General features: G+C 65.2%; 15 protein-coding genes. 2 read left to right on the top strand and 13 right to left on the bottom strand.

The features are described 5' to 3' along the window. Positions 1-67 precede the first annotated feature (67 nt). A complete protein-coding gene (locus C7G42_RS05025; RefSeq protein WP_106947923.1) occupies positions 68-1,393 on the top strand; it encodes an MFS transporter in 1,326 nt (441 codons plus the stop codon). Between the two features lie 115 nt (positions 1,394-1,508). Here the strand turns inward: C7G42_RS05025 and C7G42_RS05020 are convergent, their stop codons facing one another. The 3 genes from C7G42_RS05020 to C7G42_RS05010 are packed head-to-tail and all read right to left on the bottom strand — an operon-like array spanning position 1,509 to position 4,115. Further along, positions 1,509-1,922 (bottom strand): Rieske (2Fe-2S) protein, encoded by a 414-nt coding sequence (locus tag C7G42_RS05020; RefSeq protein WP_106947922.1) that lies wholly within the window; start codon positions 1,920-1,922, stop codon positions 1,509-1,511. Continuing rightward, complete coding sequence (locus C7G42_RS05015; protein WP_106947921.1) at positions 1,922-3,031, bottom strand: amidohydrolase family protein; 1,110 nt, start codon at positions 3,029-3,031, stop codon at positions 1,922-1,924. Before C7G42_RS05015 ends, C7G42_RS05020 begins: the two co-directional genes overlap by 1 nt. A gap of 25 nt (positions 3,032-3,056) precedes the next feature. Next, positions 3,057-4,115, bottom strand: a complete 1,059-nt coding sequence (locus tag C7G42_RS05010) for an amidohydrolase family protein (RefSeq protein WP_106947920.1) — start codon at positions 4,113-4,115, stop codon at positions 3,057-3,059. A 144-nt stretch (positions 4,116-4,259) separates the two neighbouring features. Here C7G42_RS05010 and C7G42_RS05005 point away from each other — a divergent pair, with 144 nt between their 5' ends. Further along, positions 4,260-4,742 (top strand): CinA family protein, encoded by a 483-nt coding sequence (locus C7G42_RS05005; protein ID WP_106947919.1) that lies wholly within the window; start codon positions 4,260-4,262, stop codon positions 4,740-4,742. Positions 4,743-4,827: 85 nt separating this feature from the next. On the opposite strand, the gene C7G42_RS05000 is transcribed toward C7G42_RS05005, so the two are convergent. The 10 genes from C7G42_RS05000 to C7G42_RS04955 form a co-directional block, all read right to left on the bottom strand. Then, a complete protein-coding gene (locus tag C7G42_RS05000) occupies positions 4,828-5,103 on the bottom strand; it encodes a DUF1488 family protein (RefSeq protein ID WP_106948857.1) in 276 nt (91 codons plus the stop codon). 82 nt (positions 5,104-5,185) lie between these two features. Next, entirely contained in the window at positions 5,186-6,655 is a 1,470-nt protein-coding gene (locus C7G42_RS04995; protein WP_199580654.1) for an AMP nucleosidase, read from the bottom strand. Positions 6,656-6,865: 210 nt separating this feature from the next. Beyond that, a complete protein-coding gene (locus tag C7G42_RS04990; protein ID WP_106947918.1) occupies positions 6,866-8,200 on the bottom strand; it encodes an HlyD family type I secretion periplasmic adaptor subunit in 1,335 nt (444 codons plus the stop codon). Continuing rightward, complete coding sequence (locus tag C7G42_RS04985; protein ID WP_106947917.1) at positions 8,197-9,945, bottom strand: type I secretion system permease/ATPase; 1,749 nt, start codon at positions 9,943-9,945, stop codon at positions 8,197-8,199. Before C7G42_RS04985 ends, C7G42_RS04990 begins: the two co-directional genes overlap by 4 nt. 257 nt (positions 9,946-10,202) lie before the next feature. Continuing rightward, entirely contained in the window at positions 10,203-10,472 is a 270-nt protein-coding gene (locus C7G42_RS04980; RefSeq protein WP_106947916.1) for a GlsB/YeaQ/YmgE family stress response membrane protein, read from the bottom strand. 219 nt (positions 10,473-10,691) lie between these two features. After that, the gene (locus C7G42_RS04975; RefSeq protein WP_106947915.1) at positions 10,692-11,669 is read right to left on the bottom strand and encodes an ABC transporter ATP-binding protein; all 978 of its coding nucleotides are present in this window, start codon (positions 11,667-11,669) and stop codon (positions 10,692-10,694) included. After that, positions 11,666-13,081: an amidase gene (locus C7G42_RS04970; protein ID WP_106947914.1), complete on the bottom strand. Its 1,416-nt coding sequence runs from the start codon at positions 13,079-13,081 to the stop codon at positions 11,666-11,668. The genes C7G42_RS04975 and C7G42_RS04970 overlap by 4 nt, the downstream gene beginning before the upstream one ends. After that, entirely contained in the window at positions 13,078-13,275 is a 198-nt protein-coding gene (locus C7G42_RS04965) for a hypothetical protein (RefSeq protein WP_106947913.1), read from the bottom strand. The genes C7G42_RS04970 and C7G42_RS04965 overlap by 4 nt, the downstream gene beginning before the upstream one ends. Next, positions 13,272-14,333 carry an ABC transporter ATP-binding protein gene (locus C7G42_RS04960; protein ID WP_199580653.1) on the bottom strand — a complete coding sequence of 354 codons (1,062 nt, stop codon included), beginning with the start codon at positions 14,331-14,333 and terminating at the stop codon, positions 13,272-13,274. The genes C7G42_RS04965 and C7G42_RS04960 overlap by 4 nt, the downstream gene beginning before the upstream one ends. A 3-nt stretch (positions 14,334-14,336) precedes the next feature. Then, on the bottom strand, positions 14,337-15,239 hold the full coding sequence (locus C7G42_RS04955; RefSeq protein WP_106947912.1) for an ABC transporter permease: 903 nt from the start codon (positions 15,237-15,239) through the stop codon (positions 14,337-14,339). Between the last annotated feature and the right edge of the window lie 40 nt (positions 15,240-15,279).

Raw genomic sequence — 15,279 nt, 5'->3', positions numbered from 1 at the left:
CAGCAACAATCTGTCGCCTTGCCGTGAATGATTCCCGGTCCGGCCACGTCCGAAAGGGAGCAACGCCATGGTTGGACCAGCAACCAATCCGCCTGAACTCAAATCGCGCATCGGCGCGATCCTACGTGCCACCTCAGGCAATTTCCTCGAACAGTTCGACTTTTTCCTGTTCGGATTCTATGCGGCCGCGATCGGCAAGGCGTTCTTCCCGTCCTCTGATGAAACGGCATCGCTGCTCAACACTTTCGGCGTATTTTGGCTCGGGGCATTGATGCGGCCGGTCGGCGCGATCGTGCTCGGTTCTTACATCGACCGCATCGGCCGCCGCCAGGGCCTGATCGTCACGCTCGGGATCATGGCTATCGGCACCATCGTCATCGCATTCTGTCCGAGCTATGCGACCATCGGCATCGCCGCGCCCGTCATCGTGCTGATCGGACGTTTGCTGCAGGGCTTCTCCGCCGGCGTCGAGCTCGGCGGCGTGTCGGTCTATCTCTCTGAGATCGCCACGCCCGGCAATCGCGGCTTCTACACCTCGTTCCAATCGTCGAGCCAGCAGGTCGCGATCTTCGTGGCGTCGATCCTCGGCTATCTCTTGTCGGAGGTGATGCCGGCCGACACCGTCGCCGCCTGGGGCTGGCGCATTCCCTTCTTCGTCGGCTGCCTGATCATCCCCCTGATCTTCTTCCTGCGGCGGACGCTGGAGGAGACGCCGGCCTTCCTCGCCATGAAGAAGCATCCGACGGCCAGCGAGGTGTTTGCCTCCGCGCTCGCCAACTGGCGCATCGTCATCCTCGGCATGATGATCGCGATCCTGACCACGACGACGTTCTACTTCGTCACAGTGTACACGCCGACCTTCGGCAAGACCGTGCTGAAGCTGTCGACGCAGGACGCACTGCTGGTCACACTGCTCGTTGCCGTGACCAACTTCTTCTGGAACCCGGTCGGCGGCGCGCTGTCCGACCGCATCGGCCGCAAGCCGGTACTGATCACGATCGCCTGCCTGTCGCTGGTGACAGCCTATCCAGCGCTGCACTGGCTGGTGGCGGCGCCGAGCTTCGGCAAGCTGCTCGCGGTGGAGATGATGTTCTCGTTCTATTTCGGCGTCTACAGCGGCACCATGCTGGGCGCGCTGGTCGAGATCGTGCCGGCGCATGTCCGCACCACCTGCTTCTCGCTCGCCTTCGCGCTCGCTGCCGCCCTGTTCGGCACCTTCACGCCGTTCGCCTCGACGTTGCTGATCGAGCATACCGGCGACAAGGCATCGCCCGGTTATTGGCTGATGCTCGCGGCCGTGCTCGGCATCATCGCGGCAGCGACGGTCTATCGCGGCGGCCGCCGGGCGGTGACAACGTATGATGCCGTGGCGGAGCCTGTGGCGGGGCACTAACCGTCACTCCGGGACGCCTCGAAGAGGCGAGCCCGGAATCCACTTCGCCCAGCATTCCCATGGCACGATGGATTCCGGACTCAGCCCTTCGGGCGGCCCCGGAATGACCAACTGGCTACAGCTCCACCACCACGTAATCGCTCTCGACGCTCACCGGGATCGTCTCGGCGACATACGGCCCCTTCACGACGCTCGCACCCGGCTCGACATGGGCCGGATAGGCCTTCACGCGGAAGCGGCGGGGGTCGCAATAGGACTGGCCGGTGCGGATGTCGAACTCCCAGCCGTGCCAGGGGCAGCGGATGATCTCGCCGAGCTTCGTATACTCGATCTCGCCGGGCTCCTTCGACTGGGCAAGACCGATCAGTGGACCCTCGCACAGCGCCGCGCCCTGATGCGGGCAGCGGTTCATCAGGCCGAAATACTCGCCCTTGATGTTGAAGACCGCTATCGGCCGTCCGTCGATCTCCAGAAATTTTCGCGTCCCCGGCGGCAGTTCATGGACCGGCGCGATCACATGCCGCGCCATCAACCAATCTCGTACAGCGCGCGCGCATTACCGAGATAGAACGCCTCGCGATTGGCCTCGCTGACGCCCGCCGGCAGCACGCGCGACGGCTCGTCGTAGTCCCAATGCGGATAGTCGGTCGCGAACAGCAGGCGATCCCAGCCGATCCAGTTGATGACGTCGAACAGGTCCTCGCGGCTTTCAGGGTCCTCCATCGGCTGCGTCGTCCACCACACCTGCTCTCGGATATATTCCGACGGCGGCCGCTTCACATGCGGCACCTCGCTCCTGAGCCGCTGCCAGACCTTGTCGAGCCGCCACGCCAGCGACGGCGCCCAGCCGAAGCCGGCCTCGATCATCACCATCTTCAGTTTCGGGAAGCGCTCGAACACCCCCTCCAGCACGAGGCTCGCCAGCGCCGATTGCTGGCACTGCGAGTGACCCACCATCTCCTCGATGTAATAGGACGGCCAGCCCGACGGCGTGATCGGATTGCCGCCGAAGCCGAAAGCGTGGACCCCGACGGGAAGGCCGGCTTCCTCCGCGGCCTGGTAGATCGGCCAGTAGCGGCGCTGGCCGAGCGGCTCGACATTGCGGCTGAGCAGCAGCACTTGCACGAAATTCTTGTCGCCGGCGCGCTCGCGGATTTCGGCGGCGGCTGAGAGCCCGTCCTCATTGCCTACGACAATGGACGCTTTCAGCCGCTTGTCCTTGCTGGTCCATTTGTCGATCTGCCAGTCGTTGATCGCCGAGCACAACGCGGCAGAAAGCTCGTGATTGCGGATGCCCTGCCCGGTGTTGAGCGGATTGAGCACGCCCAGTTGCACGTTGTTGGGATCGAGCAGTTGCTTCTGCATGAAGGACAGCGAGGAGCCCTGCGGGCCGCCCTCGGGCGGATAGGCATCACGGCGCGAGGCGTTGGGCTGGGCCTTCGGATAGGGCGGGCCTTCCATCATGCCCTGATAGGCATGGACGCCGTAGACTTCGAGATGATGCTGCCAGCGTTTGGCGAGATAGGGATAGAGCTCGGTGCGGGTGGCGCGCGCCGGATGGATGTCGCAGTCCGCGATCGCGGTTTTGACGGTCAGTGGGGAAGCGGCTTCTTGGCTCTCGCGGAATTGGATATTCATCGCCTTGCCTCCTTTGGCAGCGGGCTCATGTCAGGCGGGGATAGGTCGCATGCGGATTTTCGATCATGATCTTGCGCACGAGATCGGGGGTGAGACCTTCGGGCAGCGCGTCCTGGCCGTCGAACTGCCAGTGCGGATAGTCCGTGGAGAATAGGACCAATTGATCGGACTGCATATGATCAAACAGGCGAATTAATGTCTCGGCCTCCGGCGGCGCATCAAATGGCTGTAAGGAGAAGCGGATGTTGCTGCGCACAATCTCCAGCGGTGCGCGATCGACCCAAGGTGTCTCCATCCGCACCCCGCGCCAGAACTTGTGCAGGCGCCAGAGATAGGGGGAAATCCAGGAAACCCCGGATTCCAGCATCACCATTTTCAGGCGCGGATACTTGGCAAACACGCCCTCGACGATCAGGCTGGTGAGCTGGGCCTGGAACGCCTGGGCCTGACCGACATAATCCTCGATGTGGTAGGACCCCCATCCGACGGCGGTCGGCGGATTGTGATAGGCGGAACCCGCGTGAATGCCGACGGGGAGTTCCAGCCGTTCCGCGGCCTCATAGATCGGCCACAGGGCGCGCTTGCCCAGCGGCGTATCGCCCATCACCAGCATCAACACCTGGACGAAGCGCTTGTCCTGCGCGCAGCGTTCGATCTCGGCCACGGCCTTTTCGACGCTTTGCGTCGGGATCACGATCGAGCCGCGCAGCCGCTTGTCGCGATCGAGCCACTCCTTCACCAGCCAGTCGTTCAGCGCGCGGCAGAGGGCAGCCTGCAAATCTTCCGAAAACACCATCTGCACGCCGTAGAGCGGATTGCAGATAGCGTAGGTGAGCTGGAAGGGATCGAGCACGTGATGCTGCATGTCCTCCAGGCTTTCGCCGGGTTTGCCGCTCTCGGGACGCCAGTCGGGCCGCGCCGTGATCGGTGAATTCTGCGGATAGGATTGCGAGACGAGGTCGACCATGCCGCGCGTCGTCACCTGATCGCGCCAATAATCGTTCAGGTAGGGCAGCAGGCTGGTCAGATGCGGCACGGCCGGATGCACGTCGCAATCCACCCCGCCGGCGATCAGGGACGCCATGACGTCTCCCTTCTCACGTTTCCTCGCATGTCTCTTCTTGTACCCGCCATTCAAGCAGGCCTGCCCGTCGCCCGCAACTCGGCCAAGCGCCCTGTCATATGCTAGGAAGGCTGAGCTCGGTTGCGAAGGGATAAGGGGTCAGGGATGAAAGAGCTCGTCGGCATTGCGGAACAGGTCGCAGCGCAGCTGATCGCGCGCAAGCAGACCATCGCCGTCGCGGAATCCTCGACCGGCGGCCTGATCTCGGCCAGCCTGCTCGCGGTGCCCGGCGCCTCCGCCTATTTTCTCGGCGGCGCGGTGGTCTACACCCGCGATGCCCGACGTGTGCTGATGGATATTTCGGACGAAGGAATGAAGGGTTTTCGCTCTTCGTCGGAGCCTTACGCGCAACTGTTGGCGGAGCAGATGCGCAGCCGCTTCAACTCCGACTGGGGCCTGTCAGAGACCGGCGCAGCCGGCCCCACCGGAAACCGCTACGGCGACGCCGCCGGCCACAGCTGCATGGCGGTGAGCGGACCTGTGGTGGAGGTGATCACGCTGGAGACGGGGAGTGGCGACCGGCTCGCAAACATGCAGGTGTTCGCAGCGACAGCGCTGAAGTTGCTGTTGAGGAAATTGGAGGGGTGACCTGAGGCAGGATCGTCATGGCCGGGCTTGTCCCTGCCATCCACGCAAAGCGGCACGCGGGGCATGACGACGGAGAGTAGGACGATCACCGCCCCAAATGCCTCATGAAGATCCGCACCACATATCCCGGCACCCGCGGCGCCTCGTCGTAGATATCCGACGCGATCCGCTCGATGGTCTCACGCAGGGAAAGAAATTGCGCCTGGCGCGCGCTGCTCTCGGTGCCCTGCATGCCGGCGAGTTCGTCCATCGCGGCATCGCTGATCTGGCAATGCACGACCTCGCCGACGTTCAGCATGGTGAAGCGGAAAGCCAGCCGTTCGCGGTCATGGCCGATGATCCTGTCGCGCGTGAGCGGCATCGAGAACGGTCCGGTCGGCCCCGGGCCGACAATGCTGAAAATCTCCACCCCTGTCAGCAGCGAAGCGACGGGAGCACCGCTCCTACTGGAACGCGACTTCGGCAAAACTGCGGAGCTTTCGCGAATGCAGCCGCTCCGATTCCTGCTGCTTGAGCCGCTCCAGCGCCTTCAGCCCGATCTCGAGATGCTGTCCGACGCGGCGACGGTAGAATTCGCTGGCCATGCCCGCGAGCTTGATCTCGCCGTGCAGCGGCTTGTCGGAGACGCAGAGCAGCGTGCCGTAGGGGACACGGAAGCGGTAGCCGTTGGCGGCGATCGCGGCCGATTCCATGTCGAGCGCGACTGCGCGCGATTGGGACAGGCGGCGGATCACCTCGGGCCCGCTGATCTCCCAATTGCGGTTGTCGACGCTGGCCACAGTCCCGGTGCGCATCAGGCGCTTGAGCTCGAAACCTTCGAGGCCTGTGACGTCCTCGACCGCCTCTTCCAGTGCGACCTGCATTTCCGCCAGCGCCGGGATCGGCACCCAGAGCGGCAGTTCGCGGTCGAGCACATGATCCTCGCGCACATAGCCGTGGGCGAGCACGTAGTCCCCGAGGCGCTGCGTGTTGCGCAGGCCGGCGCAATGGCCGAGCATCAGCCAGGCATGCGGGCGCAGTACGGCGACGTGGTCGGTGACATTGCGCGCGTTGGACGGGCCGGTGCCGATGTTGATCAGGGTGATGCCGCGATAGCCCGGCGCGACCAGATGGAAGGCCGGCATCTGCGGCATGCGCGACGGTGCATCCCCACTGATGGCACCGCCGCTACGCGTGATCACGTTGCCGGGCGCGACGAAGGCATCGAGGCCAGCCTCGCTCGCCTGGAGCCGCTGCTGGCAGAGCTGCGCGAAGGCGTCGACATAGAACTGGTAGTTGGTGAAGATGACAAAATTCTGGAAATGCTCGGGGTCGGTGCCGGTGTAGTGATAGAGCCGGCGCAGCGAGTAATCGACGCGGGCGGCGCGGAACAGCGATAGCGGCTCGGGCGCGCCGGGCTGAAGCTCGAAGGTGCCGTCGGCAATCGAATCGTCCATGGCGCCGAGATCGGGCACATCGAACGCATCGCGCAGCGATCGCGTGACCGGAGAATTCTCGCTCGTCGTGATCGCAGCTTCGATGTTGATGTCGCGGCGATAGGCGAAGTGGATCGGGATCGGCTCGGCGGATTCACCGATCTCGACGGGCACGCCATGATTCTCAATCAGCAGGCCGATCTGCTCGGTCAGGTAGGCGCGAAACAGATCCGGCCGCGTCACGCTGGTCTCGTGCACGCCGGGGCCGGCAACAAAGCCGTAAGCGAGGCGCGAGTCCAGCCGCGCATGCGTCGCCGTGGTGACGCGCACGAAGGGATAATAGGCCCGCACCCGCGTCGTGACGGCCTCACCGTTGACGTAAGCTTCGAACCGGTCGCGCAGGAACTTGGTGTTGCGCTCGTAGATCTCTTCGAGGCGGGCCACGGCGAGGGCCGCATCGGAGAAGGATTTGGTGGCGATGGAGGCTGGGGATTGCATGGTTGCGACCGCCGGACTTGCTGGGCTTTGAATCGAACTATAGCAAAGAAGGCAGCGCCGTAGGGTGGGCAAAGCGCAAGCGTGCCCACCAATTTGCCCATCGTGTGGGAGATGGTGGGCACGGCGCATCGCGCCTCTGCCCCCCTACGAGATCGAGCGTGCTGCACGAGATTCCGGATGCGCGCTCCGGGACGATGCGCTTTTCGCCCGTCACTTCTCGCGGAATGCCCGCATCAGCTGGTCGTGCAGCGGCTTCATCAGGTAGGACAGCATGGTGCGGTCGCCGGTCTGGACAAAGGCCTCCACAGGCATGCCCGGGATCATCTTGACGTCGCCGAGACGGGCGATCTCTTCGGCCGGCATCGTGACACGGATGGTGTAGTAGCTTTGCCCGGTGCGCTGGTCGGTGGTGACGTCGGGCGACACGCGGCTGACGAGGCCGTTGAGCTCGGGCGTGGTGCGCTGGTTGAACGCGGAGAGGCGCAGCAACGTCTTCTGGCCGATCTGGAGCTTGTCGATATCGACCGGATTGACCTTGGCCTCGACCTGGAGATCGTCGGCCTGCGGCACGATCAGCATGAGGGCGTCGCCTGCGGTGACGACGCCGCCGACGGTGTGCACGTTGGATTGCAGCACCATGCCGTCCTGCGGCGCGCGGATGTCGATGCGGCGAAGCTGGTCTTCGGCCGCGACCTTGCGCTCGATCAGCTCGCCGATCTTGTCGTTGGTCTCGCGCAAATCCTTGGAGACCTCGCTCACCACGTCCTTGTCGACCTGGATGATCTGGAGCTCGGTCTCGGTGATCTTGCCCTTGGCCTGGGCGCGCGAGGCGATGTACTGGGCGCGCTCGCCATTGAGACGGGCCGAGTCGCGTTCGAGCTGGGTCAGGCGCGAAAGCTGCACCAGACGCTTGTCGTAGAGATCGCGCACGCCGGTGAGCTCGTTCTGCACCAGCGCGATCTCCTGGTCCTTGGCCTTCTCCTGGGCGCTGAGACCGGCGATCTCCTCGTTGAGCTGGGTGATGCGCTCGCGCAGCTGCGCCTTCTGTCCGGCGCGGCCGTTGACGCGGACGTCGAACAGCTTGGTTTCGGCAGAGAGCAGCAGCTTGACGTCGGTATCCCCGGCGCGATCGAGCAGGGCTTGCGGAAATTCGATCCTGTCGACACCACGCTGCTCGGCCTGCAAGCGCGCCGCACGCGCCAGCGCGCCGTCGAGATTCTTGGTGACGATGGCGAGATTTGCCTTGGTCACGGTATCGTCGAGCCGCACCACGATGTCGCCGGCCTTGACCAGGTCACCATCGCGGGCGCGCACCTCACCGACCACGCCGCCGGTCGGATGCTGCACCTTCTTGACGTTGGATTCGACCACGATCTGGCCCGGCGCGATCAGCGCGCCCGAGATCAGCACGGTCGAGGCCCAGCCGCCGAGACCGACGACCAGGACCACCACGATTCCAAGTCCGAGCAGGAGGTGGAACTTGATCGACTCGCGCACGGTCTTCTTCGCGGCTGGCTTCGCGCCGCCGATGGCCATCGTACTCATGGCTTGGCCACTCCGCCTTCGCTGACGATCTTAATCGGTGCCGGCGGGCTCACGCGCGGCTGCAGCACCTGGGCGAGCACCTGTTCCTTCGGGCCAAACGCCTGCATGCGGCCGTCGCGCAGCACCAGGACCTGGTCGACCGCCTCGACGCCGATCGGGCGGTGCGCGACCACGACGACGATGGCGCCGCGCTCGCGGGCGGCGCGAACGGCGCGGGTCAGCGCCTCGTCGCCTTCGGTGTCGAGGTTGGAGTTCGGCTCGTCGAGCACGATCAGGAAGGGGTTGCCATAGAGCGCGCGCGCCAGCGCCACGCGCTGAGCCTGCCCTGCGGAGAGCGAAGTGCCTTGCTCGCCGACTTGCGTGTTGTAGCCCTCGCGCATCTTGATGATCATCTCGTGCACGCCGGCTTCCTTGGCCGCGGCGATGATGGCATCGGAACTAGCCTCGGGATCGAACCGGCTGATGTTCTGGGCGATGGTGCCGCCGAACAATTCGACGTCTTGCGGCAGATAGCCGATGTGCCGGCCGAGCATGTCGGACGACCATTGATCGAGCGCCGCGCCGTCGAGCCGCACCTTGCCGCGGACCGGCTGCCAGACCCCGACCAGCGCGCGGATCAGCGACGACTTGCCGGAGCCGCTTGGGCCGATCACGCCGAGGCCGTTGCCGGCGACGAGCGCGAAGGTGATGTCCTGCACGATCAGGCGCTGGTCGCCGGGCGGCACCATGGCGACGCCTTCGACCGAGAGCCGGCTTGTGGGCGCCTGCAACTGGGTCGGCATCGTCTGCGCCGGTATCTGCTCCAGCAAGCGGGTGAGGCGGTGCCAGCTCTGGCGTGCCGCGACGAAGGATTTCCAGTGCGCAATGGCGAGATCGACCGGGGCCAGAGCGCGGGCGGACAGGATCGAGCCGGCGATGATGATGCCGGCGGTCGCCTCCTGGTGGATGACGAGATAGGCGCCAACCGCGAGCACGGCCGATTGCAGCATCATGCGCAGCACCTTTGCGACCGCACCGAGACCGCCAGCGACGTCGCTCGCACGCTGATTGCCGACGAGATATTTTTCGTTGGCCTCGCTCCAGCGCGCGTTCATCCGGCCGGCCATGCCCATCGACACCATGACTTCGGCGTTGCGGCGGCTGGCCTGGGCGAGATCGTTTCGCTGCGCGGCAAGGCCCATCGCGTCCTTCGCCGGCTGGCGAGACATGAACTCGGTGACCAGCGTCAGCCCGACCAGGATGATGGCGCCGACGAGGGCGGTGACGCCGATCATGACGTGGAAGGCGAAACAGATGGCGAGATAGAGCGGCAGCCAGGGCAGGTCGAAGAACGCGCTCGGACCCATGCCGCCGAGGAAGGAGCGGACGTTGTCGAGATCACGCAGCGGCTGGAGACCCTCGTTGCGGCTGCCGACCAGCAGCGGCAGGCGCACGATGGTGTCGAACACGCGCTTGTTGAGGGCTTCGTCGAGCGCGGTGCCGATCCGCCCAAGGATCCGGTTGCGGATCATGTCGAGCACGCCCTGCGCCATGTAGAGGAAGCTGGCGAGGATGATGAGGCCGACCAGGGTCGGAACGCTGCGGCTCGGCAGCACCCGGTCGTAGACCTCCAGCATGAAGATCGACCCGGTCAGATAGAGCAGGTTGATCATGCAGCTCATCAAGCCGACGCCGATGAACGCCGTGCGACAGGCGCGCAAGGCGTCACCGAGCTCTGAACGGCGGACGCCGGGACCGGCTGCCATCAGTCTGATCTCTTTCAGGTGGGGGGCCAGGGCCCCTGATTTCATAAGCAATTCAGGGTACGCGCCCCGAATTAACATCCCATTGGCACTGCGTCCAATGTCGGGGTCATCGCGAACCCCGATGCGCCACATCTACCCGTGGCTGCCCCGGGCGCAAGCCCGGTATTTCACAGTCTTTGCGGCTTTTTGGTGCAAAGCGGCCGCCCCTCCCGGTCCGGGAGAGGCGGCCAGTTCCGGTCGGTCGAGCCGGACAGCTGCTAAAGCCGGCCGCCACCACGCACCAGCCGCACCACCAGCAGCAGGATGACCGCGCCGATGGCCGAATAGACGATCTCGGACACGAGGCCCGTGCCGATGCGAATGCCGAGTTTGGGAAACAGAAGGCTCGCGACCAGCGCGCCGCAGATGCCGATGACGATATCGCCGATGATCCCGAAGCCTGCGCCCCGCACGATCTTGCCGGCGAGCCAGCCGGCGACGAGGCCGACGAACAGGATGACGAGCAGGCCTTCGTTGGAAATGTGCATCGGTGAGGTCCTTCTCCAAGAAAGGCCGCATGGAACGGGAACCGCGATGAATGGGGTGTGAATGGTGTTCGCTTCAGCCGGCTCCGACCAAAAAGTCGAAAAACAACCCCATGCAAAGTAGACCGGCGTTTGCACACCGTCCTCGGTGAACTGTGACAACCCGGTGTTGCCGCTGAGGAATTTCAAAGGAAGGAGCGCAGCGGCGACGGCGCTCAAATATTATGACAGCGCCGCCGCCTGCTCCGCCAGCACACATCGCGCCGCCCGGTCTGGTCCAACCGCCACATTGGCAGGCAATTGCTCCAGGCAACGCGGCTGCGCAACGGCGCAGCGCGGGGCGAAGGAGCAATTGTGGGGTTTCTCGGCCAGCGAGGGCGGCGTGCCGGGGATGGTTTCGAGCCGGGCGCCCCGCTTGGCGCCGTGAATGGTCGAGGCGAGCAGGCCCCTGGCGTAGGGGTGCATCGGGCTGCGCACGATGTCGCGCAGCGTGCCCTGCTCCACGATCTGGCCGGCATACATCACCGCGACACGGTCGCAGATCTCGATGGCCACACCGATGTCGTGGGTGACGAAGATGACGGACATGCCGAACTCGCGCTGAAGCTCGCGCAGCAGCAGCAGGATCTGGATCTGCACGGTGGCATCGAGTGCGGTGGTCGGCTCGTCGGCCAGCAGGATTTTGGGCCGGCAGGCCAACGCCAGCGCGATCATCGCGCGCTGGCGCATGCCGCCGGACATCTCGTGCGGATAGGCATCGAGCCGGCGTTTCGCGGAGGGAATGCGCACGACCTCGAGCATGTCGAGCGCGCGCGCCCTGCCCTCCGCGTAGCTCTTGCCTTCGTGGCGCACGACGCTTTCGGCGATCTGCGCACCGATAGTGTAGACCGGATCCAGCGCCAACGCCGGCTCCTGGAAGATCATCGACACGGTCTGGCCGCGGAACGACGACAGCTCGTCGTCATTCATGGCGAGCACGTCGCGGCCCATGACGTTGACGCTGCCCGATATCTGCGTGCGCTTCTTCGGCAACAGCCGCATCAGCGCGCGCAGCGTCACGCTCTTGCCCGAACCGGACTCGCCGAGCAGGCCCAGCACCTCGCTGTTGCGCAGCGACAGACTGAGGTCGTTCACGGCATAGACTGTGCGCTCGCCGGTGAAGCGGATGTTGAGGCCTAAAATCTCGACGAGGTTTGTCATGACGGCAGTTTCGGCAATCGATCGTGATAATCGGTGACGCGCTGGAAGGCGGCGCCGATGGTGAGCAGGGTCGCCTCATCGAACGAGCGGCCGATAAGCTGCATGCCGACCGGCAGACCATTCTTGGTGAAACCGGAGGGAACCGTGAGCGACGGTAGGCCGAGGAAGTTCACCGGGCGGGTGAACAGCGTCAGCCGCTGCACCATCGCCGGCGCGTTCGGGCCGCCGCCGACGTCGCTCTCCTCAATCGTCGGTGCAGGCACTGGGGATGCCGGCGCGATCACCGCATTGACGCCTGCTGTCGCTGCATTATGCGCCGCGAGCGCGGGCCCGCGCCAGCGCATCGCCTCGAGATAGGTGATGGCAGGAACGGCAAGACCGTTCTGCAGCCGCATCAGCACTTGCGGACCGTAATCCTGCGGCCGCTCGATCATCCAGCGCTTGTGGAAGGCGGCAGCTTCGGCCGCGAGCACGAGCTGGCTCGCGGAAGACAATTGCCGCTGGTCCGGCAATTCGACCTTGACGATGTCGGCGCCCTCGCGCTTGAGCACCGCGATGGTCTCGTCGAGCACGTGCGCGACCTCGCTGTCGAGATCGTCGACGTAGAACGAGGTGGGCACACCGATCTTGAGGCCTTTCAGCGAGCCCTTGGTCGCGGCGACATAGTCCGACAGCGGCTCGTGGCTGCAGGTCGAGTCCTCCGGGTCGGGGCCAGCCATCAGCGCCAGCAACAGCGCGCAATCCTCCGCGGTGCGGGCGAGCGGGCCGACCGTGTCGAGCGATTGCGACAGCGGCATCGCGCCGGCGCGGCTGACGCGGCTCAAGGTCGTCTTCAACCCCGTGACGCCGCAGAAATGCGCGGGCATGCGGATCGAGCCGCCGGTGTCGGAGCCGAGCGCCGCAAACGTCAGGCGCGCGGCGACCGACGAGCCGGAGCCGGACGAGGAGCCGCCGGTAATGTGGGCGACATTCCAGGGATTGCGCACCGGGCCGTAATGAGCGTTATGCCCGGTTGGGCCATAGGCAAATTCGGCCAGATGCAGCGTGCCGAGCCTGATCTGGCCGGCGTCCTTCAACCGCTGCAACGCCGTGGAGGTCACGGTCGGCACGAAATCGCGGCGGATCAGCGAGCCGCAGGTCGCGACCTTGCCGGCATCGTAATACATGTCCTTGTGCGCGAGCGGCACGCCGTGCAGCGGACCGCGCACAGTGCCCTTGGCGAGCTCGACGTCGGCGGCTTCTGCGGCCTTCAGCGCGGACTCGGATTCAATCGACATGAAGGCGTTGAGATGCGGCTGCCACTGCGCGATACGGTGCAGCAGCGCGCGCGTCACCTCATGCGAAGACACCTGCTTCATCGCGATCGCGCGCGCGACCTCGGTGAGCGTCATCAATGCAGGCTCGGTGCTCATTTCGACACCTTCTGCGCCTGAACGACCGGATAGAGCGCGGGCTCGAGGTCGAACGGCAGCGTGCCGGCGATGGCCTCGAAGCCTTCGAAGGCAGGCCCGATGGAACTGGAGATGCGCGTCGCGATCTCGTCGTCGACGGGGACGCCGGCGATTTGCGCGATCGGCTTGATCTCTTTCGGTGTTGGTCTCGTCATGCGGTCTTCTCCCTGGGCGCGCGGCTATGGCCTGAACCCGGAATCGCCATGTAGCACGCGGCCTCGTGGCCCATCTTATCGAGTGCGATGAGCTTTGGTGTCGCATTTGCGCAGAGCGGCTCCGCAAACGGACAACGGGTGTGGAAGCGGCAGCCCGGGGGCGGATCGATCGGATTGGGCGGATCGCCCGTGATCGGCGGCTGCTCGGTACGCCTGTCGGGGTCGGACGACGGCATCGCCGCAAGGAGCGCGCGCGTGTAGGGATGCGCGGGGTTATCCCAGACCTGGTCGACCGGGCCGAGCTCGACGACTTCGCCGAGATACATCACCAGCACGCGATCGCTGATGTAGCGCACGACGTTGAGGTCGTGGCTGATGAAGAGATAGGTCAGCCCGAACTCGCGCTTGAGGTCCGCCAGCAAATTGAGCACCTGCGCCTCGACTGATTTGTCGAGCGCGGAGACGGCTTCGTCCAGAATCACCAGACGCGGCGATAGCGCCAGCGCGCGCGCGATGTTGACGCGCTGGCGCTGGCCCCCGGAGATCTCGTGCGGATAGCGGTTGGCGAAGTTTGCAGGGACCAGGCCGACCTTACCGAGCAGCTCGCGCGCCAGCGTCCGTGCCGCGCCGTCGGCCATGCCGTGCACCTTCGGGCCGAATGCGATCGATTCCTCGATCGTCAGGCGCGGATTGAGCGAGGCGTAGGAGTCCTGGAACACCATCTGCATGCCGCGGCGCAGCTCGCGCAGGCTCAGCGACTGCCCGACGGTCATGCCGTCATAGATGATGTCGCCGGTGTCGCGCGGCATCAGGTGCATCAACAGCCGTGCGCTGGTGGACTTGCCGCAGCCGGACTCGCCGACGATGCCGACGGTCTCGCCCTTGGCGACCGCGAAGGAGACGTTGTCGACGGCGCGCACGGTACGCTTCGCGGCGAACAGGCCGCCGCGTACAGGGAAGTGCTTGGTGAGGCCGTTGACCTGAAGCAGCGGCTGCGCGGCGCCGCCAAGGTCTTCGATCGGCTCCAGCATTTCAACGGATGTGTTGGTCTCGCTCATGGCCTAGTTCCTGATATCCATGGCGCTGCGCAGGCCGTCCGAGAGCAGATTGAAGCAGATCGAGACCGCGAAGATCATGGCGCCCGGCAACGCGGCAACCCACGGGTTGACGTAGATCGCGGTGCGGAGCGTGTTGAGCATCAGGCCCCATTCGGGCTCCGGCGGCTTGGTGCCGAGGCCGAGGAAGGAGAGACCTGCCGCCAGAATCATCGAGACCGAAATGAGACTGGTGGCGTAGACGAAGATCGAGCCCAGCACATTGCCGAGAATGTGCACGCGCATGATGGTGAAGGGCCCGGCGCCCGAAGCGCGCGCGGCCTCGACGAAGTCCATGTTGCGCACGCCCGTGGTGACGCTTTCGGCGACGCGGGTGATCTGCGGCACGAACACGACGGTCAGCGACACGATGGAATTGAGGATGCCGGCGCCGAGCGCGCCGGAGATCGCGATCGCCAGCAGCACCGAGGGGAAGGCGTAGAACACGTCGATCGTGCGCATGATCGCGGTATTGAGCTTGCCGCCGACATAGCCGGCGACGAGACCCAGCGAGGTGCCGATGCAGAACGCAAGGATCACGGGCAGGATGCCGATCACCAGCGACAGCCGCCCGCCATAGATCAGCCGCGCCAGCATGTCGCGGCCGAGTTCGTCGGTGCCGAGAGGGTAGCCTGACGTGCCGATGTGGCGCAGGCGGCGGATCATCGAGCCCTTGTAGGGATCTTCCAGGCCGAGCCATGGCGCGAGGATCGCGGACAGGAAGATCAGCAGCAGCACCAGCGCGCAGGCCATGCTGACCTTGTCACGCCGGATGCGGCGGCCGACGGTCGCCCAATAACCGCGCGCCTTGGTGGCCGGTGCGGCCTGGAGCGCGGCGTCGGCGGTCGCGGACAACGGAAGCTCGCTCATCGGCAAGCTCCCGGAAATTGGTACGCTCGATGGGCATCAA

The sequence above is a fragment of the Bradyrhizobium sp. MOS003 genome (assembly GCF_003020125.1).
GTDB lineage: Bacteria > Pseudomonadota > Alphaproteobacteria > Rhizobiales > Xanthobacteraceae > Bradyrhizobium.
The sequence above is the reverse complement of the archived record's forward strand: the minus strand, read 5'-3'. Positions and strand labels throughout refer to the sequence as shown.